This is a genomic window from Paenibacillus phyllosphaerae (assembly GCF_014192105.1).
GTDB lineage: Bacteria > Bacillota > Bacilli > Paenibacillales > Paenibacillaceae > Paenibacillus_Z > Paenibacillus_Z phyllosphaerae.
This window is the reverse complement of sequence record NZ_JACHXK010000001.1, coordinates 237,582-260,794: the sequence shown is the minus strand read 5'-3', so window position 1 is coordinate 260,794 and position 23,213 is coordinate 237,582. Positions and strand designations below refer to the sequence as shown.

Annotated in this window: 15 protein-coding genes; all 15 read left to right on the top strand. The window is 50.1% G+C overall.

The window, feature by feature from the left end; genetic code table 11:
- Positions 1–54: 54 nt before the first annotated feature.
- The gene (locus FHS18_RS00890; RefSeq protein ID WP_183595967.1) at positions 55–3,411 is read left to right on the top strand and encodes a DUF5107 domain-containing protein; all 3,357 of its coding nucleotides are present in this window, start codon (positions 55–57) and stop codon (positions 3,409–3,411) included.
- 71 nt (positions 3,412–3,482) lie between these two features.
- Positions 3,483–5,447, top strand: coding sequence for a glycoside hydrolase family 2 protein (locus FHS18_RS00885; protein WP_183595965.1), 1,965 nt, complete (start codon positions 3,483–3,485; stop codon positions 5,445–5,447).
- A 32-nt stretch (positions 5,448–5,479) separates the two neighbouring features.
- Positions 5,480–6,433, top strand: coding sequence for an aldose epimerase family protein (locus tag FHS18_RS00880; RefSeq protein ID WP_183595963.1), 954 nt, complete (start codon positions 5,480–5,482; stop codon positions 6,431–6,433).
- Positions 6,434–6,631: 198 nt separating this feature from the next.
- The gene (locus tag FHS18_RS00875; protein ID WP_183595961.1) at positions 6,632–8,185 is read left to right on the top strand and encodes a response regulator transcription factor; all 1,554 of its coding nucleotides are present in this window, start codon (positions 6,632–6,634) and stop codon (positions 8,183–8,185) included.
- Positions 8,182–9,912 (top strand): sensor histidine kinase, encoded by a 1,731-nt coding sequence (locus FHS18_RS00870; RefSeq protein ID WP_183595959.1) that lies wholly within the window; start codon positions 8,182–8,184, stop codon positions 9,910–9,912. Before FHS18_RS00875 ends, FHS18_RS00870 begins: the two co-directional genes overlap by 4 nt.
- A gap of 92 nt (positions 9,913–10,004) precedes the next feature.
- Positions 10,005–11,399, top strand: coding sequence for an ABC transporter substrate-binding protein (locus FHS18_RS00865; RefSeq protein ID WP_343060344.1), 1,395 nt, complete (start codon positions 10,005–10,007; stop codon positions 11,397–11,399).
- A gap of 123 nt (positions 11,400–11,522) precedes the next feature.
- Positions 11,523–12,479 (top strand): carbohydrate ABC transporter permease, encoded by a 957-nt coding sequence (locus FHS18_RS00860; protein WP_183595957.1) that lies wholly within the window; start codon positions 11,523–11,525, stop codon positions 12,477–12,479.
- Entirely contained in the window at positions 12,476–13,279 is an 804-nt protein-coding gene (locus tag FHS18_RS00855; protein ID WP_183595955.1) for a carbohydrate ABC transporter permease, read from the top strand. The genes FHS18_RS00860 and FHS18_RS00855 overlap by 4 nt, the downstream gene beginning before the upstream one ends.
- 42 nt (positions 13,280–13,321) lie before the next feature.
- Positions 13,322–14,617, top strand: a complete 1,296-nt coding sequence (locus FHS18_RS00850; protein ID WP_183595953.1) for a cellulase-like family protein — start codon at positions 13,322–13,324, stop codon at positions 14,615–14,617.
- 260 nt (positions 14,618–14,877) lie between these two features.
- Positions 14,878–16,476: a response regulator gene (locus tag FHS18_RS00845; protein ID WP_183595951.1), complete on the top strand. Its 1,599-nt coding sequence runs from the start codon at positions 14,878–14,880 to the stop codon at positions 16,474–16,476.
- Positions 16,473–18,284 carry a sensor histidine kinase gene (locus FHS18_RS00840; RefSeq protein WP_246427394.1) on the top strand — a complete coding sequence of 604 codons (1,812 nt, stop codon included), beginning with the start codon at positions 16,473–16,475 and terminating at the stop codon, positions 18,282–18,284. The genes FHS18_RS00845 and FHS18_RS00840 overlap by 4 nt, the downstream gene beginning before the upstream one ends.
- A 231-nt stretch (positions 18,285–18,515) precedes the next feature.
- A complete protein-coding gene (locus tag FHS18_RS00835) occupies positions 18,516–19,382 on the top strand; it encodes an ABC transporter permease (protein ID WP_246427426.1) in 867 nt (288 codons plus the stop codon).
- A gap of 32 nt (positions 19,383–19,414) precedes the next feature.
- The gene (locus FHS18_RS00830) at positions 19,415–20,311 is read left to right on the top strand and encodes a carbohydrate ABC transporter permease (RefSeq protein WP_246427393.1); all 897 of its coding nucleotides are present in this window, start codon (positions 19,415–19,417) and stop codon (positions 20,309–20,311) included.
- A gap of 122 nt (positions 20,312–20,433) precedes the next feature.
- Positions 20,434–22,023: an extracellular solute-binding protein gene (locus tag FHS18_RS00825; protein WP_246427392.1), complete on the top strand. Its 1,590-nt coding sequence runs from the start codon at positions 20,434–20,436 to the stop codon at positions 22,021–22,023.
- 123 nt (positions 22,024–22,146) lie between these two features.
- Positions 22,147–23,109 (top strand): glycoside hydrolase family 43 protein, encoded by a 963-nt coding sequence (locus tag FHS18_RS00820; protein ID WP_246427391.1) that lies wholly within the window; start codon positions 22,147–22,149, stop codon positions 23,107–23,109.
- The last annotated feature ends 104 nt before the right edge of the window (positions 23,110–23,213 follow it).

Here is a 23,213-nt window from a genome sequence, read left to right as displayed (position 1 = left end):
GATTCGAGTCGTATCCGGCGTAAATTGGAGGTAAGTTGCAAAGGAGGAGAAACGATGAGCATTGACCAAGCAGCAGCAGCCGTTCAAACGGCCGTTCGCGTGTGGGAAGAAGAGGTTAAAATCCCGACCTATGGAACCGGTGAGCCGGACAAGAATCCGATGTTCCTCGAGAAACGCGTGTATCAGGGCAGTTCCGGGCGCGTCTATCCGCACCCTGTCATCGATAAAATCTTGGATCATAAAGAGGCCAAGTCATATAACATGGTTATGCTTGAGAATGAGTACGTCCGGATTGAGATCATGCCTCAGATTGGCGGCCGAATCTATCGGGCGCTCGATAAAACGAATAACTATGACTTTGTCTACTACAACCAGGTCATTAAGCCTGCACTGGTAGGATTAGCTGGACCATGGATTTCCGGCGGGATCGAGTTTAACTGGCCGCAGCATCATCGGCCGAACACTTTCGGGCCCGTGGAGCATCTATTTACCCAGAACGAGGATGGCAGCGCAACGGTATGGGTCAGCGAGATCGACCGGATGTACGGGACGAAAGTAACGACAGGCTTTACCCTGTATCCAGGCAAAGCCTACTTGGAAATATCCGCGCAGCTGTACAACCGTACGCCGGAGCCTCAAACGTTCCTGTGGTGGGCGAACCCTGCCGTTGCGGTGAACGACCATACGCAATCGGTGTTCCCGCCGGACGTGACAGCCGTATTCGACCACGGGAAGCGAGATGTATCCCGGTTCCCGATCGCAACGGGTACTTACTACAAAATGGACTATTCGGAAGGCGTCGATATATCCCGCTACAAGAATATCCCGGTACCGACTTCCTATATGGCGTACAAATCGGATTATAACTTCGTCGGCGGATATGACCACGGCGTACAAGCGGGGCTGCTGCACGTTGCCAACCATCATGTCTCGCCGGGGAAAAAGCAGTGGACGTGGGGCAACGGAGAATTCGGCCAGGCATGGGATCGCAATCTGACCGATGAAGATGGCCCGTACATCGAGCTCATGACCGGCGTGTTCACGGATAACCAGCCGGACTTTACATGGCTGCAGCCGTATGAGGAGAAATCGTTCAAGCAGTACTTCATGCCCTATAAAAACATCGGCGTGGTGAAGAATGCTTCCATCGACGCAGCCGTTAATCTGGTGGTGGATGAAGCTGCCCGTACGGCGGTCGTGCTGGCTTATGCAACTTCGATCTTCGATGGGGCGGTCATTGAGCTGAAGGGTAAGAAACGCGCCTATATCCAAGAAAAGTATACGCTCTCCCCGGAATCGACGTACAAGACGGTCATCAGTCTGGACGAGGGGGATCGGCCGCACGATCTAATAGTCACGGTATACGATGCAACAGGACGCACCCTCATTTCATATCGGCCAGCTGAACCTTCGGTTGAACAGGTGCCGGATGCCGCGAAGCCGCTGCCGCTTCCAGAGGAACTGAAGACCAACGAGCAGTTGTATCTGGCGGGGCTGCATCTGGAGCAATACCGTCATGCGACGTTCGAACCGGAAGCGTATTATTTGGAAGGACTGAAGCGGGACAAGACCGATATTCGGCTTAATGTCGCTTATGGCACGCTTCTGCTGCGCAGAGGACAGTTTGCCGAGGCAGAAGGATATTTCCGCACGGCGGTCAAGTCGCTTACCTGGCGGAACCCGAATCCTTATGATAGTGAGGCGTATTATCAGCTTGGCGTCGCATTGAAACTTCAAGATAAGCCCATGGAAGCATTCACAGCCTTTTATAAGTCGGTGTGGTCTGCGGCTTGGCAGGACAGCGGCTACTTCTCCCTGGCACAGATTGCAACAGGCCAAGGTGCATATAACGAAGCCTTTGAGCTGATTGAGAAGTCCTTAATCCGGAACAGCCGCAACTATAAAGCCAGACATGTGAAGACTGCGCTGCTCCGGAAGCTCGGACGCCTCACCGAAGCGCTTTCTTATGCGGACGAAACCTTGCGGTTAGACATCGCCGATTTCGGTGCTTCCTACGAGCGTGGACTCATCCTGCTGGACCTGGGCAGAGAAGAAGAGGCCAACAAAGCCTATGAAGGTTCAGCACGCTTGTTGCGCGGCGATGTTCATAATTACATGAATCTGGCCTCCGATTATGTCGGGAGCGGCTTATATGCCGAAGCTGGCGAAGTGCTGGAACAGGTGATATTCAACCAAGGCGGCAACGCTTACCCTATGCTGCATTATGCGCTGGCGTATGTCTACGAGCAAGAAGGCAGAAGCGAAGAAGCCGCGTCACAGCGTCAGGCGGGGCAAGCTGCACCAGCAGATTACTGCTTCCCTAACAGCTTATTCGACCTGCAGCTGCTTACTAGCTCTCTCACATTCCATCCGTCCGACGATAAGGCGCATTATTACCTTGGCAATCTTTTCTACGACAAGAAGCGCCCGGATGAAGCGATCCTGCATTGGGAGAAGTCGGCAGCGCTGCAAGATCGATTCCCTACCGTGCATCGGAATCTTGCGCTTGCTTATTTCAACAAACGGAACAATCCTGAAGCTGCACGTCATTCGCTCGAGAAAGCCTTCCAATGTAACCCGGCAGATGCGAGGGTCTTCTACGAGCTGGACCAGTTGTATAAGAAAATCGACATGTCCGCGCAGGAGCGGTTATCCCGCTTGAATCAGCATGCGGAATTGGTGGAGAAACGGGACGATCTGTATCTGGAGTTCGTCACCTTGCTCAACTTGCTGGGAAGGCATGAAGAGGCGCTCGAAGCGTTGCTGTCCCGCCAGTTCCATCCATGGGAAGGCGGCGAAGGGAAGGCGACTGGACAATATGTGCTGGCACTGGTGGAGCTTGCCAAGCGTGCCTTGCATCAGCGTAACGGCGATGCTGCGATTGAACTGCTCAGCCGCGCGCTGCAATATCCGGAGAACCTGGGCGAAGGCAAACTGGAAGGCGCACAAGAGAACAATATCCACTATGCGCTGGGTAATGCCTATAAGCTGCTCGGCCAGGAGGAACAGGCTTCTTATCACTGGGCAATCGCCTCGCAAGGGTTGGATGAACCAGCAAGCGCGATGTACTACAACGATCAGCCGCCGGATATGATCTTCTACCAAGGCATGGCATGGGTGCAATTGAGCAACAAGAAGGAAGCGAAGCGCAGATTCAATAAGCTCATCGATTATGCGGAGAAGCATCTTTTCGATGACGTGAAGATCGATTACTTTGCCGTATCACTCCCGGATTTCCTTGTATTCGAGGATGATCTGAACAAGCGCAACCGAATTCACTGTCTGTATATGATGGGTCTTGGATTACTCGGCCTAGGTCGAATGACCGAAGCAAAGGAACGTTTGGGTGAGGTTCTAAGCCTGGAGCAGAATCATCAAGGTGCTCGCATTCATTTGGAGATGTATAACTAAACCGGATAGCAAAATAAGGCATATCTGTTCGTGGACAGATATGCTTTTTTCCTTACGAAGGAGGGATCGATATGAACCGACAAGGAAGAATCAATATCCCCCTTGATAGCAATTGGGGGTTCGTTACAGATCGAGAGAACCGCGGCGTGCAAGAAGGATGGCCAACTACGGGTCTTCCGGCCAAAAAAGAAGTTTCAGTGCCGCATACGTGGAACGTTGAGCCGGAGACGGAGGAATATCGGGGGCTGGGTTGGTACGAGTATCGGTTCCAGGTCCGGGACTTGGAGGCCAGCAACCGGGTTTGGCTCCATTTTGAAGCGGTATACAGAGATGCAACGGTATGGATTAATGGCAAGGAGGCCGGCAGCCATTCCAATTCCGGATATACGTCGTTCCGGATCGAAGTGACGCCTTATCTGCAAGATGGCGATAATCTTCTAATCGTTGCCGTCGATAACCGGAACAGTGACACCGCATTGCCTATATCCAATAGCTTCGACTGGGCTGACGATGGCGGTATTATTCGGAAAGTTACGCTGATGGTTACCGGTGAAGCGGCAATCGATTATGCTCAGCTGGAAGCGATCCCCGTTCTGCCGGCACAGCAACCGCTCCACACTTCAGGGACAATTAAGGGAAGTATTACCCTTCACGAAACCTTGAATGCAAACGCCAAGCAAATCGAACTACAGCTATTGATACAACGAGGCGGGGTTATCTTATGGACAGGCAAACAAACGGTGCCTTTTCCTTGCTCTTCCATTCCATTATCTGATATATCCCTAACAGATGTGGAGCTGTGGCATTTCGATCATCCCAATCTATACGAGGTGACTATTCGAGTGTTCGCCGAGGGCCGGATACAGGATGAAATAACGGTGCGTCTTGGATTTCGTGAATTTCGTGCAGAAGGGGGCAAGTTCTGGCTCAACGGGGAGCCGGTCAGGCTTGTTGGCATAGAATGGATGCCGGGCTCCCATCCGATGAAAGGGATGGCGGAGTCTGATGAAGACCGCGAGAACATTCTCATGCAATTGAAGCATGCCAACTGCGTACTTACTCGATTCCATTGGCAGCAGGACGAGAAGCTGCTGGAATGGTGCGACCGGAACGGAGTGCTAGTGCAAGAGGAGCTTCCGCTGTGGCAGCAGCCTTCGGAGCCGGGCAAGGAGACGCTGCCAGTTGCAAAGCAACAGATCTTCGAGATGATTACCAGACACCATCACCATCCAAGCGTTATCGCTTGGGGCGTGGGCAACGAACTGGATGGACAATCCGAACAGACGATGCAATTCGTCCAAGCGTTAAAGGCCTATGCGTTAGAATTGGACTGTACGCGGATGGTGAATTACGTCAGCAACACCGTTCATTTGGAGCCGGCTAGAGATGCGACCGGAGCAGGGGATGCGATTATGTGGAATGATTATGTCGGGACGTGGCATGGGGAGCATGATCTGGATGAGGTCGTGAGCAAGATGGTCGCCGCTCACCCGGATAAGCCGATCGTTGTCGCCGAGTTTGGACTATGCGAACCGACCTTTACAGGAGGCGACCCGAAGCGCATCGATATCCTAATCGAGAAGACCGATGTTTACCGGCGATATCCGAATATTGCGGGGTTTATTTTCTTTAGCCTGAACGATTACCGTACCCAAATGGGTGAGGATGGAGAAGGTCGGCTGAGGCAACGCGTCCATGGCGTGACGGATGTTTATGGCGCCACGAAACCTTCTTATCAGATATTAAGGGAGACCGCGTCTCCGTTGCAGATTAACCTTACCCGCAATCTTGCATCTGGGGATCTGCTCTGTTCTTTGACCTGCCGGAATGATCTGCCCAGCTATTCCGTATCAGGCTATTATCTTTCCGTTGAGATCGAGGGAGAAGTGAAGGAAGTGTGCTACGATATTCCGACTATGGAGCCTGGCGATACATGCGAGATTGCCATCCCAACACGGGGCATATCGAATTCAGCGAAGCTCGTGATTTATCGTCCGACAGGCTTTAGTATTCTTGAACGGTCTATAGACATCTAGGGGATGAATTTTGGCCCTGCATGGAGGAGCTTATGTCAAGAACCCAGTGGAGTATTAACGAGGAACAAGGTTACGAAGTGCTGCAGGGAGAGAACGAGTTCATATGCGTTCGCCTTGTCCCGGAGCGCGGCGGGAAAATCGTATCGCTTGTCGACAAGAGGACCGGGAGAGAGTGGATTCATCGGACCAATCGTCCTTGGGCACCTCTGCAATATGGGATGAATTGGGGAGATGGCGATCAAGGCGGTTGGGATGAAATGTTCCCGACGATCGAGCCGTGTCCGTGTCCGGATGTACCTTGGCAGGACAAACATTTTCCCGACCATGGCGAGGTCTGGTGCATGCCGTGGACGTACGTGATCGAAGGGGGAAGCTTATGGTTAAACGTCGAAGGCAGGCAGGTGCCCTATCGGTTCAGCAAGAAGGTCTCTCTATCGAACAGCGAGCTGCGTCTTGATTATCAGGTTGAGAATCCAACGCAGCATCCATTCTCTTATTTGTGGGCGGCTCATCCGCTATTGAGCATTCGCGCAGGGATGAAGCTGGAGGTTCCTACTTCTTTAGGAGCGATCGAAATCGCGTATTCCCACGGGGAAAGACTGGGGCGTCCGTTCGAAAGGAACACGTTTCCTTTTGCCGCCGGACGTGATGGCGCAGTCATTGATTTGTCCATATTGGAGGATCAAGACATGAACGCAGCTGAAAAGTACTATTTTACCGATCGGCTGCAAGAAGGCGATGTGCGATTAACCGATCCTTTATCAGGCGAGGGCATCGTGTTCCATTTCTCTCCGGATGAAGTCCCTTATCTAGCGATGTGGGCGCATTATGGCGCCTTCGGCGATTACACGTTCGCTGTCGAGCCGGCAACTGGCTACATGGACAGCGTTCATCGCGCGCACGGGCTTGGCAAAACAAAGCAGGTGCTGCCTGGTGCGAGAAATACGTGGAATCTTCGCGTGACGTTGGCGGATCGGCGTAGTTGAGAAGTGACAAACAATGGGGCTGTGCAGAAGATATACCTGCGCGGCCCCTTCTATACTAAAAAGGAAAAATATCCGACTTTCCTCCATCAAAATGCGAACTTCGTGAATTGCCTCCTGTCGTGCACCTCGATAAGGTTAAGAGATAAGAAAGCATAGATAGGCAATTTTTTCATACACGTACCCAGAGGGAGGTGCCTGATGAAAAATTTAAGCGTCATGATCGTCGATGATGAAATTCTGGCAATCGAACACCTCAAGAGTATGATTGATTGGGAGTCGGAAGGATTTCAAGTCATTGGTGAATATACACATCCTTTGAAAGCGCTCGCCAAAGTGCCCGAACTCAGGCCAGATCTGATCATTGCAGATATCCGTATGCCTCATCTGGACGGCATTGAATTCAGCAAACGGGTTTTTGCCGCGGGACTTCGCTGCAGGATCATTCTACTTACCTCCTATAAAGAGTTTGATTATGTCAAAGAGGCCATCTCGATAGGAGTTACTGAATACCTTGTCAAGCACGACTTGGAGCCCGAAAGCCTTCGAAGAGAATTAATCAAGGTAAGGACGAACGCTCTGGAAGATCGGAGAAGAAGTTCCATGGTGCTGCGGCAATATCTCAAAGCGTTGACCGATGGGAATGAGTTGACTGATGAATTTGCTGTGGCAGCGGGGAACGAAGAGAAAGTAAAGGGACGAGAGTTTACTTATTTGCTGTTGTCAGCCGACGAATATTTTCCAGTTCTTCCGACGAAGGCATATGTGAATCAAGTTTTCGTAAGCTTGGATCTGCCGCGATTGCCCCTGCATGAGATCGAAGCCGCCTATCAGAAGGATGGACGATTCGGATATGTGCTGTCGGCCAATCCGATTACAAGCAGACTGGAATCGATTGCGCGGCATGCGGAGGCCGTCACGATCTTGACAGACTATATTCAGAATAACAATCCTGCACAACGGATCGTTGTTGCGTATTCCCGGCCATTCCAGCATTTGGCGGAACTGTATGGTATTCATAGGACTATGATGGAGCGGCTCACTGCTGGCATTTACTTCGGGGATACTACAATCATCAATCCCGATGCAGCATGCTGGTTCATGCCTTCCAACGAGCAGGCTAAGCCAAATCGTGAAGGGTTGGTCAAGTATCTTGACGCCGGTGATTCGGCATCGGTTGAAGCGTTACTCCATGCTTGGTTTGACTTAGCTGTAAAGACAAGAAGCATTCCATATCTATCAGAGCTGTGCGAAGCAGCCATATCCGCCCTGGATGCAGCTCGGGTCAAACGGGGGCTGCCTTCGCTGAAAGGGATGGCAGAAGAAGGCATTGTCAGGAGCGACCAATGGCGGACGCTGGAGGGCATTAAGTCGTGGCTGCTCGTTAAAATGGAAGAGACGCTGTCGGCTGTCACGAGGCAAGGCTGCAGTCGTAAAATCCGTGAAACGATGGACTATATCTCTGCCCATTGCTCGGAAGAACTGAGCGCGGAATCAATTGCGATCCACCTTGGCATCAGCGGGGAGCATCTGCGACATCTGTTCAAGCAGGAGACCGGACAAACGCTGCTCGATTATATCACCATTTATCGAATCGAGAAGGCCAAATCGCTGCTGGAAAGCGGGCATTTCAAACTATACGAGATTTCAAGGAATGTCGGCTATAAGAGCAGTCATTATTTCAGCAAAGTGTTCAGTAAGCTCGTCGGTATGTCCCCGCTCGATTATGCGGAGGCAAGGGGGATTGCCCCATGAAAATGACCATTCGAACCAAAATCTTGGGGAGTACCATACTGATCGTATCGCTGTCTCTCCTTCTCAGCAGCTATATTACCTTCACCTATATGGCGAGGATCGTGCGGGAGCAGGCGGTGAAAGACAACATGACCAAGCTCGCCCTGACCTCCTCGTCGCTTACCCGCATGCAGGATCGGCTGTTCAAAACCGCAGAGACGATCATTGCTGATTCGCAGATCAATGCCGGTATCGTCCACAAAGCCGGAGCATCGATGGAGCAGGCGTATTTCGACCAAGTTGCGGTCATGAAACAGCTGCAGCGTTTCGTCGCATTGGATGCGAGCCTGCTCAACATCATGATCATCCGTCATGACGGGAAGGTGTTCTCGAACTACAGCGGCTATGACAGCTATTATGAGGAGTATCTGGGGCAAGGCTGGTTCGTACCGTTCAAGAACGGAAGTAGCGGTACGCGATTCTCCGAGGTTCACGAATTCAGCTATATGAATGGCGCACAGGATGTCATCAGCTATGTGATCCTTTATCGGAACTGGGAAGACCAGACGCAGAACGAGCCTTATTTCCTGGTTATGGACATGAAAAAGGATGAGATCGGCAAGGTGTTCAATGAAAGCCGTGACGATTTCGAACGTATCGTACTCACTAGCGGCGACAGCCGGATTATATACGATACCGGGACTGCACCAGGACAAGTCATACAGCAAAGGGACGATTTTATCCCGCTCCGTTACGACGCCATGAGTGAAGGGTGGAGCCAGCAGGCGTATATTTCCAAACATAAGCTCTATAAAAGCATCCGTCCGATTCTGGTCTTCTATCTCGTCATCGCGATCGCCGGACTGCTGTTTATTCTGCTTCTTGTAGCTCCTCTGATCTTGAACTTCACCCGGCCGATCACGGTCCTGGCGCGTGCGATGCGCAGAGTGTCTGCCGGAGAATTGCGCACCAGTGTGAACATTCGGAGCGGTGACGAGATGCAGGTGTTGGGCGAAGGCTTCAACAAGATGGTGTTCGAACTCGATACCTGGATGAAATCGGCGATGCGTGAGCAGGAGATGAAACGGAATATGCAGATCAATTTGCTCCTCTCCGAGATCAATCCCCATTTCATTTACAACACGCTTAATACGGTCATCTATCTATCCCATGCTGAGCGTAATAAGGATACGATCATCATCACCAAGGCGCTGATCGATATCCTGCAGGATACGATCAAGACGGGCGAGCAGGCTTTCTTCTCGACGCTTGCGGACGAGCGGAATCTAGTGGACAAATACGTCAGCATCCAGCAATACCGCTACCCCGGCCGATTCCGCCTGGAATGGGATGTTCCTGTGACGCTTAACTCGTGTACGGTGCTTCGGCTTATGATTCAGCCCCTTGTGGAAAATGCGCTCTTCCACGGCCTATTCGATCTCGAAGAGAAAGGGGTCATCCTTGTATCCGCTCGCGTCGTCGAAGAGACGCTTCACGTGACGGTATCGGATAATGGAATTGGCGTGAGCGACAGACCGTTCGAATTGGATCTTAAACGCAATCCCATCCACACGGGACAAACGAAGGGGATCGGATTGGCCAATATCAGGGAGCGCATCATTTTTCATTTCGGCGTCGAATATGGCATTGACTTTGAGTCAGTTCCTGGCAAAGGCACATCTGTTACGATCCGGATTCCCTGTATGACTGCAGAAGAGAGCCCGCTCAAGTCAATAGCCGGATTGTGAGCCAAATAACCGTTTCGGTTTATTTCTGCTCTCCCATTAAAGCGCTATCCTAAAATAGGAAGCGATTACACAACGCAAACGGAGGGGTTCATGTGAAACGGAAAAACAGATCTTGGCTGACGACGCTTGTGTCGCTTGCGCTGGTCTTGACGCTGGCTCTGACGGGCTGCAACAGCGGCAATGGGAACAGTGGCGCGAGCGGGGAAGGCGGAACGGCTGGCAATTCAACCGAAGGTAATGCCGAGAACAAGGGGAATTCGGGCGGGGAAGCAACGGCTGCCGAGCTGAAAGGCACAATTAAGGTGTGGGACTGGGATGAGGCGTTCCTGAAGAAAATGGTCCCAGAATTCAACAAGCTGTATCCCAACGTGAAAGTCGAATACACCGTCGTCAATAACAACGACTACATGCAGAAGCTGCAGAGCGGAATAGCGTCCGGTTCTGACGTCCCGGACGTTATTCTCGGCGAGATGAACTATCGCGGCCAACTCTTCGATCTCGATGTTCTCGATAATTTGGAGGCGGCGCCTTATAATTTCTCCCGTGACCAGCTGCTCGATTATTTGCCATCCATTCTGTCCAATACGAAGGGCGAGCTCGTGGGCGTCGATCAATCGATTACGCCGGCAGGGCTGGCATACCGCAGGGACCTCGCGAAGCAGTATCTGGGCACAGATGATCCGGCAGAAGTTTCAGCTATACTCACGGACTGGGATACGTTTATTGCGAAGGGCAAGGAAGTGCTCGCTGCTAGCGGAGGCAAGGTTACGATGTTCGCGAGCTTCGATGACGCTTACCGCGTTATCCGGGAGCAGAACTCCAAGCCTTACGTCGATGGTACGACAATCAACTTGACCGATCGTCTGCAGAAGGCGCTTGAGACGGTGTTCAAAATGAGAGACGCCGGCGTATTGGGCAAATACGAATCGTATACGCCGGGCTGGAACACGTCGTTCGCCAAAGGGGATAACCTCTTCTACCCCATGGCGCCATGGAGCGCCAAGTGGAATATCGCCGCCAACGATAAAGACGGCATCGGCCGCTGGGGGCTGATACCGGCCCCGGAAGGCAGCTACACGTACGGAGGAACTTCGATTGGCGTGTATAAGGGCAGCAAGAACAAGGAAGCCGCATGGGCATATATCAACTTTGCTTACATGTCGGACGAAGGAATGGCGATCAACTACAAGGAATTTGGCAACATGGCCGGAACGAAGGCGTTTTTCGAGAAGCACAAGGACTGGATTGACGCCGGAACGGACTATGACCAATATTTTGCCGGCCAGAATCTGAACAAGACATTCGTGGAGGAGATCGTTCCATCGGTCAAGGCCGATCAGCAGACGAAATATAACGCCATGGTGCAGACGGCGTACAGCTCGCTGTACCCGCTCTGGATGAAGGATACCAGCATTACGGCCTCTGCCGCTCTGGAGAAGTTGAAGAGCGAAGTGAAGAATTTGGCGCCGGAAGCGACCATCAACTAACGAGAGCATAAGACCGGCTCGGCCGGTTAAAGAAATGACAGCCGCTCTGCTGCCTGTCAGGTAAGCGGCGGCTGTCTTTTCCATGCTGCGACATCTGTGTGACTTGGGAAAGGAGGAAGCATTATGCGTACGGAAACGGTGTCGAAGGCGGAGGTGCGGCCCCGTGCGGTCGCGGTCATATGGTCTGGCGTCAAAATTTGGCCATATCTATTTGCTCTGCCGTTCATTCTGTCCTATTTCACATTTCATTTCTATCCCCTTGTTTACTCATTCTGGCTGAGCCTTCACGATTGGAACGGAATCGGCGCCAAAACCTTCGTGGGCTTGCGCAATTATGTCACGCTCCTGACGAAGGACCCGCTATTCATCAAATCACTTTATAATACATTCGTTATTATGATCATGTCCGTGCCGTTGATGATTCTGCTTGGCATGGTGCTGGCTTATCTGATTTTTCATCTGGCTAAGGGCCGTGTCTTCTTTCAGACCGTCAATTTTCTTCCTTACATTACAACCCCCGTGGCGATTGGGTTTATCTTCTCGTTCATGTTCGACTGGCAGACCGGTATCGTCAATGCGGTCCTGATCAAGTTAGGTCTGATGACAGAGGGTTACTACTGGCTGCAGGATCCCTTAATGGCCCAGGTTATTATCGCTCTGATGATCATCTGGCGGAACCTCGGCTATTTCATGGCGATCTATCTGGCAGGAATGACCGCCATTCCACAGGATATTTACGAAGCGGCGAAAGTTGACGGCTCCACTGGCCTCCATACGTTCACGCGCATTACACTTCCGATGCTGAAAAATATAACGGTATTCCTGATCGTGACCTCGATTATCGGAGGACTGCAGCTGTTCGACGAACCTAAGCTGCTTTACGGCGGCTGGTCGGCCAGTACGTCCGGCGGACCGGATAACGCGGCGTTGACGGTGATCTGGAAGTTCATTAACGATTCGTTCATTACCGGCACAAGGTTCGGCTACGGTTCTGCGCTGGCTTACACGCTATTCGTCATTATCGTACTGTTCTCTATCCTTAGTTACCGGATCAGCGCGGGGAAAGGGGAGAAGTCATGAGGATCGTCAAGTGGTTGTTTATCGGTGCGATTACGGTCATCTCGCTGTTCCCGTTCTATGTGATGATCATGATGTCGACGTATTACTCGGAGAATATATTCAAAGGATTACCGCTCATCCCGTCCGATTTTCTGCTCGAGAATTTGCGGACCGTCTTCAAGACCGACTTTCTCCGTGTCTACGCGAACAGCTTGACCGTCTCCATCGGGTCTGTGGTGCTCGGCGTCCTGACCAGCACCTTGATCGGCTACGCGGTGGCGAAGTTCCAGTTCAAATTGAGGAATACCCTGAACTACTTCATCATTATTACGATGATGGTACCCGCACAGGTCGGTCTTATCGGCTATATTATCGAGATGCGTCATATGGGATTCGGTAATACGCTGATGCCTGTTATTCTCACATGGAGCGCCTGGTCGTTCGGAGCATTCTTTATGGTTCAGTTTATCCGCGATACGGTGCCCGGCGAGATTCTTGAGTGCGCGCGCATCGACGGGGCTTCGGAGCCGAGGATTTTCTTCAACATTGCCCTGCCGCTCATCAAGCCGGGAATCGCTACCTTATCTACGCTCGTGTTCCTGTGGTCATGGAACAATTACTTGCTGCCGTTGGTAACGATTAATAATGCCAAATCGTTCACGCTGCCGGTGTTCATCTCCACGCTGGGCATCGTGCACAGGACCGACTACGGCGCACGGATGGCGGCGCTCGCAATGGCGACGCTGCCAGTGCTGATCGTGTTCCTGATTGGCAGCCGCACCTTCATTAAAGGAATCACTGCAGGGGCAGTAAAAGGTTAATTGTTAGTCTTGGTTTTTTAGTATCTAGTCGAGGTGACCAATATGGAAAAGGATACGCCATTAATTCCGCAGCATCTCCCCCGCAAGCTTACGATCTCGTTGTGGGATTTTTCTTGGTACACGATGACGATGCCTGGCGAGCCCTATAGCGATCTCGGAGCCCGGTTCGTTGAATTAGTGGAGCGGGGTTATAATACGATCCGCATTTGTGCGATGCCATTCTTTCTGTTCGATGCGAACGGCAGACGGAAGGGACCGCTTCGCTTCGGCAACCTGGGGGAAGTCGGCAAACGAACGCGCTGGTACAATTGTGCCGGCGGGGGCGAGTTGGACGGGCATGCGCATCTGCTTGAACTATTCCGCCAGGCTAAGGCCCATAACTGCTATATTATCCTGTCCTCGTGGGAGTATCAGCAAAGCCCGAGCTTCCTAGCGACCGCAGAGCTTGCGGATGAGCTTGCTGCGATTCCGCCGCAAGACCGCTTCCTTACGCTGGCTCGTTCGATGGATCAGCTCATCAGCTTCCTGAAGGAAGAAGGATATGGGAAGCAGATTGCTTTTGCAGAGCTTCATAATGAGTTGGAATTCGGTGGGTTGACGCAAGTCGGCCTCGATCAAGGCATCGGATTCGAAGATAAGACGCCGTTATTGGCACATATGCAACCCTTTATCGAGGAAGCCCTTGGGCTTCTTCAGACCCGGCATGCCGATACGATGATTTCGGTCAGCCATGTGCTGATACACGACTATCCGAAGCAGGTTGTCGCCAAGAACGCTCAGGTGGCCCAGTTCCACTTGTATCTGAACGGCGTTCTTCAGGAGCTGATGGATGAGACAGGAATTTGGGACGAGACGGTGCCTTTTCCGAATTCTCGCGTGATCTCGCTGCTCCGCGAGGACGCGCCGCCGTTCGATTCTTACCAATTACCGGCCGGAGAGGAATGGAGACTTCAGGGGAACCCCATCGGTCTGCGGCTGTTCTATTTGCATGATTGGACCAATCCGGATAAATGGGACTTGTTTCTGTACGAACGCTACAGTGCGCATAAGATCGCGATGCAGCAAAAAACGGACCAGCGGTTCGCAGACGTCGCCTGGTGGGCCAAGCAGAACGGTGCGCCTGTCGTCGTCGGTGAAGGATACGTTGGCTACACCCCTTTGCATGGAACCTTCGAGGAGGGGCCAGTAGGGAAATTCCTTGCGGAATACGCCATCCGGAAGGGCATGGAATTAGGTTTCTGGGGTATGGTACTCTGTTCGAACTGCGCTCCGCACCATCCATTCTGGCATGATGTGCCGTGGCAGCAGCGGATGAATGCATTCATTCAAGGCTCGTAAGTAACATCTTTAGTGGAGACGGACGCAGTCGATAAGCAGAAGAATTGAGAATATTCAAGGACAGACTACTCTAATGAGCAGTCTGTCCTTGAATATTTTCTTGCACTTGGGTACCTGCATGGAGTTTCCAATGACTGGAGTTTTTAATTTATATCTAAGAAAATCAAAGATAATCCTAACTTTTCATAGTGCGATATCCCTTATAATATAGTAGAGGCAGGTGCAAGATTGCGCCAGGTTACACAAGGGGGCCAACAAAAGTGAAGCTGCTTATTGTGGATGATGAGGAAAGAACGAGAGAATTTCTGAAGAAGTATGTGCCATGGGAAGAGATGGGTATACTTGAGCTCTCTATGGCCAAGAACGGGCAAGTAGCGCTCGAACTCGCGTTGGAGTTTGAACCTGATATCGTATTGTGCGATGTGAAGATGCCCAAGATGGATGGCATCGAATTCGCCAAGACGTATCGGAAACACGACCCGAATTGCAAAATTATATTCCTCAGCGGCTTCTCCGATAAGGAATACTTAAAATCAGCCATTCAGCTGAAAGCGCTGACATACATCGAGAAACCAATTAATTTGGAAGAAGTCCGCCAGGCCGTGGAGGATGCCATCCTGTTATGCCGGGAAGAAGAGTTGCTGAGTTCCGAGCAGAAACGCCTGCAGGAGCACGTTGACCGTAGTCTCCCTTTCCTAAGGCAGGAGATGGTCCGCAAAATGGTTAAACAACCGCAATCCGCTCATATTGAGCAGGCACTCCAAAGCACAGAAACATTCTTGCTTCCGACGGCGGGTCCTTATACGGTGGGGGTGGCTTCTCTTCATTGGAATGCCTCGGTTATCCCGGAGGATCCGGCCGGTGTTCAAGAGCGGATGCTGCAGGAACTATGCTTGATCGATGCGGCTGAAACCGGAGGGGCTTTGTTTGGCTTCGATACGAACAATTGGCTCGTGTTCGTGCTTCCAGGCGATTACGACGGCAGCTATCGCAAAGATAGGGAGGTTGTCGACCGGTTATCAAGAACACTGCGCCAAGTCATCGGGAAGGATATCGATTTCTGTATGGGAATTGGCGTAACGGCCCGAACGATCGCTGAAATTCCAAGGTCCTATGAGAAGGCGTTTCATGCAGGAATCATGCAATTCTACCAGGAGGATCGGCATCCTTTCTTCTATCATTCCGACATTCGCTTCGGAACGCTCGAGATGGATTGGGAAGGGATACGCGGGCTCCGCGATGAACTTCGCCGCGGTGACACACGCAGTGTATGTCAGCGTATAGAGCAACACACGGAAAGAGCCTTGAAGCGAAAAGACCGTGATATCGCCAGAGTGAAAGATACGTATTTTCAGTTTTTGCTCGCGATTATGGAAGTTGCTGCAGCACAGGGGGTCACCGATCAGACAGAGGACGCGGAGCGCAGATACATTTGGCGCGAGATGGACGCCATTCCATCCTTGTCTAAGCTGCATGCCTATGTACTTTCCTTCTTAACTCCTTTTGAGGATAAACTGGATGACAACTCATCAATGCCAAGCAAAATGAGAGAGATCATGCGATATATTCACAGCCATTTTCATGAAAAGGGCTTCACGGTGCAGGCGATAGCATATCATGTGAACCTAAGTGAGACGTATCTTTGCTCTTATTTCAAGAAGCAGTGCGGACAGACGATTAAGGAATTTATTAACCAGACACGTTACGAGCGGGCCAAGGAAATGCTCAGGGAGCGGGACATCAAGCTTTATGAGGTCGCAATACGTCTTGGCTTCGTAGATGCCAATTATTTCGCCACCTTCTTTAAGCGATATGCGGGCTGCACGCCGTCCGAATATCGCGAGAGGATGGCCAAATGACGATGCTGAAGAGAGGTTCCTTATCCCGTTTGAATATTCGCAGTAAGTTGTTTTTAAGCTACTTGCTCGTCATCAGCCTCCCGTTCGTCCTGCTCTTAGTGATCCATCTGAATCTCACGCAGCAGGAGAATGAGGACCAAATGCTCTTCTCGGCCCACAAGATGCTTGATGAGACCAAATCCTATATCGAATACAAAGCCCAAGCGATCACGGAGATTCTTAATTTTGTCGCGTTTAATGATTTGGTCCAGTCTAACGTGAGCACGGATGCCAAGAAATACGAGGATGTCAATCTTTGGGGCACGGACGCCAACAAATTAGCGAAAGTGCTAAGTCAGTTCCGGAATAATGAGGACATTACCACGCTCCAAATTTATATGAAGGAAGGACTAGGCAAAGCTGCAGAAAGTCCAGATTACCTGAACATGGGCAAAATTGAATCTACCCCCTGGTTCGACAGTTACAGCCAGTCTTATGATTCCTTTGCCTGGCTGCCGACATCCGCGATCGATGAACAAGTGAATCCAGACAGCTCCAATATATCCCTTCTTCGGAAAATTCCAAAAAACCATAATATCCATCAGTTTGATGGCATAGTCAGAGCCCAAATCAAGCCGGATGCCATGCAATCCGTCCTTGATCATGCAGTTATTACACCGAACACGCAAGCCATTCTATTTAACGAGGGGCTTGATATTCTAGGGACCTCCAACGGGTTTCATTTGTCGCAGGAGGAGCTCGCGACAATGTTAGATGGGCAAAGTTCTGACCCGATTGGCGACAGGGAGTGGAATGAGCATCTGATGATTGGGAAGAAGCGGATGCTCTTTGGTGTGCAGGATATCCCGCATACGGACATGCTGGTAGCGCTTCTTGTGCCCTATGAAGATATACTCGCATCCAGCAACAAGAGCAGGAATCGGATCATCACCATTTTTTTGATCGTGATTCCTTTCGCGTTAATCATCTCCTATTTCGTAGCGGCTTCGGCCACTCGCAGAATTAGAGAACTGATTTCCCATATCCGTAAAGTCAAGAACGGCCACTTCCAGTTGATGCCGCTGCCTATTGTCGAAGACGAGATTGGGGAGCTGGCCCGTAACTTCAATGGCATGGTCAGCAATATTTCGCAGCTTATGGAAGAGACGTATACCCTTGGGCAAGAAGTGAAAAACAAAGAACTGAAGGCGCTGCAAGCTCAAATCAATCCGCATTTTCTTTATAATACGCTGAATCTCATCAAAGTCATGGCGATCGAGTCGAGTTCGGGTGAGATTTCCAAAATCGTTGATGAGCTTGCAGTCTTCTATCGGCTCAGTCTCTCGAATGGCCGAGAAATCGTAACGCTGGAGAATGAGCTCAAGCATATCGAATCCTACGTGAGCATTCAAAATATGCGCTATAACGGAAGCTTCAAGCTTGAGCTTGAAGTATCGCGCGAGTTGTTCACATGCCAGATGCCTAAAATCCTGCTGCAGCCGATTGTCGAGAATGCGATCCTGCACGGGATCATGGAGACAGAGGAGGAGAGCGGGACGATATGCATCCGCGCACGATCCGACGGTGAGAACCTCTGTATTGTGATTGAGGATGATGGCATCGGGATGACAGAAGAGAAAGTGAAACGACTTTTCACTGACCCTCTTACTAAGGAAGCGGGAGGTTACGGTCTTCGGAATATTGAAGAGCGAATCCGGCTTTCGTACGGCATACAGTACGGGGTACAGTTTGTAAGCGAGCCGGGAGTCGGTACTAAGGTTACACTTTGCTTGCCTGATTCGAGGAGTTTAATAGAGAATATATCCTAAATTATCAAAGGAGATCGTAACTTTAACCGATATGGATCCCGCTGCGGAAGTTTTACAATACAAGTATAGAAAGTCCCAGATGATCTAGGGCTAACAACGCAGCAGGAAGGTGATCAAATGTCGGTTAACGCCGAAGCAAGCAATCGAGTTGTCGCAGCGCCGGCTAGCGGAGCAAAAAGCAGAAAGAAAGGCCTCTTCAGTGAATTAAAACGAAATCGTGTACTCTATGCGATGTTTATCCCCATTGCGGTCTACTTCATTATTTTCGCTTATATTCCGATGGCGGGGATCATCATGGCATTCAAAGATTTCAATTATAGGGACGGTATTTTCGGGAGTCCATGGAATGGCTTTGCTAATTTCGAGTATTTCTTCAAATCAGGAAAAGCCTTTCTAGTCACTCGGAATACGATCATTTATAATGTGATTTTCCTAACCTGCTACACGGTGTTCTCCATTCTCGCGGCTGTTTTTATTTCGGAAATCACCCGAAAATGGTTTAAGAAGATATCCCAGACGATGATGTTCCTGCCATACTTCATATCATGGGTAACGGTGTCGGCTTTCGTGTATAACTTTTTGAACTATGAATACGGGATCGTGAATAAGATGCTGGCTCACTTCAGCATTGCACCTCTGGATATTTACTCGAATACATCATACTGGTACTTCTTGCTGCCCTTCCTTTATGTATGGAAGTGGGTTGGGTACGGCAGCGTTCTCTATCTCGCCGCTATTGTCGGAATCGACCAAGAGGTTTATGAAGCGGCAACAATCGATGGTGCGACGAGGTTCCAAAAGATTACGAGAATCACACTTCCGCTTCTGAAACCTACGATGATTATTCTGATTCTGCTTGGTCTTGGACGCATTATGCGCGGTGAGTTCGATATGTTCTATCAGCTGATTGGCAACAACGGCACGTTGATGGATGCAACGGATATTATTGACACGCTTGCTTTTCGTTCACTTGTTGGCTCTGCGGATTTCGGCATGGCCTCCGCCGTCGGCGTATATCAATCGGTCCTGACGCTGATCATTATTCTGACAGCGAACTGGCTGGTGCGACGCTATGATAAGGACCAAGCCTTGTTCTAATTCGTCAATAGCAAACGAGAGGTGAATGATATATGCAAAGTATGAGAGACAATAATAAATTGAATGCGTCCCCCGTATTTACAACCATTTCGTATACACTGGTGGGCTTGATCGCGTTGATCTGCCTGATTCCATTTATCGTGCTTGTCGCAGGTTCCTTCTCATCGGAAACTTCCGTTCTGCGGGATGGGTACTGGTTTTGGCCGCGCGAACTGTCACTAGATGCATACCAATTTATTTTCCGGTATCCAGGCGATGTTCTTCAGGCTTATAAAGTATCCCTGATCATCACTGTGGTTGGCACTGCGGTTTCGTTGTTCATTTCTTCCATGACCGCATACGTGCTGTGCCGCAAAGAGCTCAAGTATCGCAATGGGCTCACCTTCTTCTTGTTCTTCACGACGCTGTTCAGTGGAGGTCTAGCGCCCTTCTACATTTGGATCAGCAAAAATCTTCATATGCAAAACACGTATCTCGTGCTCATTCTGGCGCCGATGTTCAATGTCATGTATATCCTGATTCTTCGGGCCTTTATCCAAGGGTCGGTTCCAGAGCCGCTCATCGAATCGGCCAAGATTGATGGAGCGGGCGACCTGCGTATCTTTCTTCAGATGGTGCTGCCGTTAACGAAGCCTGCTCTTGCCTCCATTGGCGTATTTACGGCTTTGGCCTACTGGAACGACTGGTGGACAGCGATGATGTTTACCAGTAAGGAGAGTCTGGTACCCTTACAATATTTACTATACAAGATGTTGTCGTCGATCAACTTAACGGGGGCAATGGCACAGCACATTCAAGCGGCCGACCAGCCCAAAGAGACATTCAAGCTCGCTATGACCGTTATTGCGACGGGTCCCGTTGTCCTCGTTTTCCCATTTGTTCAGCGATATTTCGTCAGCGGTATTACGATCGGTGCCGTCAAAGGCTAAAGCTTACTCCTAAGCTCTGCACTACCTCAGCAGGTTTCTGCAGAGCATAGCTTCTCGTGTACGATATAAGTCCTCATTGGGATTTATATAAACGTTTTCATACAAAAAGAGGAGGGTTTCAATTGAAAAAGAACTCGATGCTGCTGCTTGTCCTACTGTTTACGATGCTCGTCGCTTCGGCGTGCGGTAACAATAACAACAGCAACTCGCCAAATGCAAGCGTTTCCGATTCATCAAATACGTCTACGAGTACGTCTAAGCCAGACAATAGCAAAGAAGTCAAATTGGTTGGCTATCTGCTGGGCGAGGCGCCCAAAGGAATGCCTGACGTATTGGCTGCCCTGAATGAAAAATTGAAGAAAGATATTAATGCCACTCTCGAATTGAATTATATTGGCTGGGGTGACGTAGCTGCCAAGTATCCGCTAATTCTCGCTTCAGGTGAGGACGTCGACTTCGTTTTCGCCGCGGACTGGAATTTCTATGTGTCCGAAGCGAATAAAGGCGCATTCATGCCGCTTGATCTTGAAAAGATGAAACAATTGATGCCGAAGTACGTCGCGAAGCAGGATCCAGCCGCGTTTACTGCTGCTACAGTAAACGGCGAAGCTTACATGATCCCGACGACGACACCTGACCGAAAAGTCAGCGTAGCCGTTATCCGTAAGGACATCATGGAGAAAGTCGGCCTTACAGAAGTAAAAAGTATTGCGGAACTGGAACCTTATTTCGCCGAAATTAAGAAAAATTATCCGGATATGATTCCGCTCAACTTGGACAATCAGTTTGACCTGCCTACGCCATATCAATATCTGGTGAACGATAAGTTTAATTACCCAGGTGCTCCAATCGACTCGGGCGATCCGCTCGGCCAAGGAATCACTTATGATATGGCAGATGCAACTGGCAAAATGATTACCATGACGGATGAGCCAATGTTAAGCGCACAGAAATATGCGGCAACGATCATGAAGGACTGGTACGATAAGGGTTATGTGAATAAGAACCCTTATTCGAACAAAACACGCTCCAAGGACAACTTCTGTGAAGGAAAATCAGGTGTGGCATTCGGCAATTCCATTGACATTGCTTCGGTTATGTCGTCTTGTAAGGCAAAGGGCATTGATACCTATCTGATTCCTACCCTGGGCTTGGATGGGAAGTCGGGAATGAGCAGTTGGACTGCGAATGGCATTTCCATCCCTGCAAGCTCGAAAAATGCGGACCGCACCATGCAAGCGTTAGACTTGATTATGGAAGATGAGTCGTATGTCAATTTGGTATACTTCGGTATCGAAGGGAAGAACTACAGCGTGACCGCTGACGGAAAGCTTGGTCTTCCGGAAGGCGTGACATCCGAGGACAATACGTATCCGCCGGATGCTGCAGGCTTCTGGTTCGTCGATAAGGACTATTTCAAACCGATGGCCGAATGGACCGACGAATATATTCAGCATCACGACCAAATTCCGAGTTATTTGACAGATTACCAATACAATGGTTTCACGTTTAATTCAGAGAAGGTGAAGACGGAAGTGGCCACCTTGAAAAACGTATCTTCGCAGTACGCCAGCCCAATCTACGTCGGTATTGTGAAAGATGTGGACAGTGCGTTCGCTACGTTGGCTGATAAATTAAAAGCAGCCGGCATCGATAAAGTAAAAGCAGAGGTTGAGGCACAGGCTTCCGCATTTTTGGCGAATAAGGGGTAGTAAAACAGCGTTTATAAACGAATAGAAGCAAGATGGTGAGGCTGTTATGCAGGGGTATCCCTGTGCTGCAGCCTCATTTTTTAACAAGATCCTGTTCTGAACAAAGACAAGGAGACGTGACATATGATAAACAGAGCGCACATGGCTATCGGGCAGGGGCAGGAACAACCGTACGAAGCTTATCTTTTTGTCTATTTTACCGGCGAGGACGAGGGTGAAGAACAAGTTTACTTTGCATTAAGCCAAGACGGCATGTTTTGGAAAGATCTAAATAATGGACAACCCGTGTTGAACTCCTCCATCGGTGAATACGGAGTGCGGGATCCTTTTATTATTCGCTCTTCATGGGACCAGAAATTTTACATCATTGCGACAGACTTGCGAATTGCCAACGGGAAGGGCTGGGATGTTGCGCAATACAGCGGGAGCCGTGCAATCATTGTGTGGGAATCGACGGATCTTGTTCAGTGGTCGAAGGAGAGAAGCGTTGAAATCGATCTTCCGGAAACAGGCTGCATCTGGGCTCCAGAGTCCATATATGATGCGGAAGCAGAGGAGCACCTCATGTTCTGGGCATCCATGGTCAAGCAAGACAATGGAGAGCATAAGCAGATCATTTACAGTTCCAGAACGAAGGATTTTAAGAACTTCACGAAGCCCGAAAACTATATCGAGCGAGATAACCATGTTATTGATACGACTATCATCAAGGAGGGGGACACATACTACCGCTTCTCCAAAGATGAAACCACGAAGTGCATAACGATGGAGCAGGGAAGTTCCTTATCCCGTTCATCGTTCAAGGAGATGAATGCTCCTGTTCTTAATCGTATCTTTGGAGTGGAAGGGCCAGCTGTATTCAAATTTAATGACCGGGACGAGTGGTGCCTGTTGATCGATCAGTTTGCGGCTCAGAAGGGATATTTGCCTTTGCTGACAGATGATCTATCCAGTGGTCACTTCCGCATGTTGAGTGAAGATGAATATGATCTAGGCGACACCCTAAAAAGGCATGGTTCCATCTTGAATATCACCCGAGCTGAATATGACGCTTTAATTAAGAATTGGGGCACTACGGAAGCATGAGACGACGAAACGGATATTAGAATTTTGCGAGGGCTGACCAAAAAGGGTGGCCCTTTTTGGTCTTGTTACTCTTTGTTACATCTAAGAAAAACGAAGTTTAACGT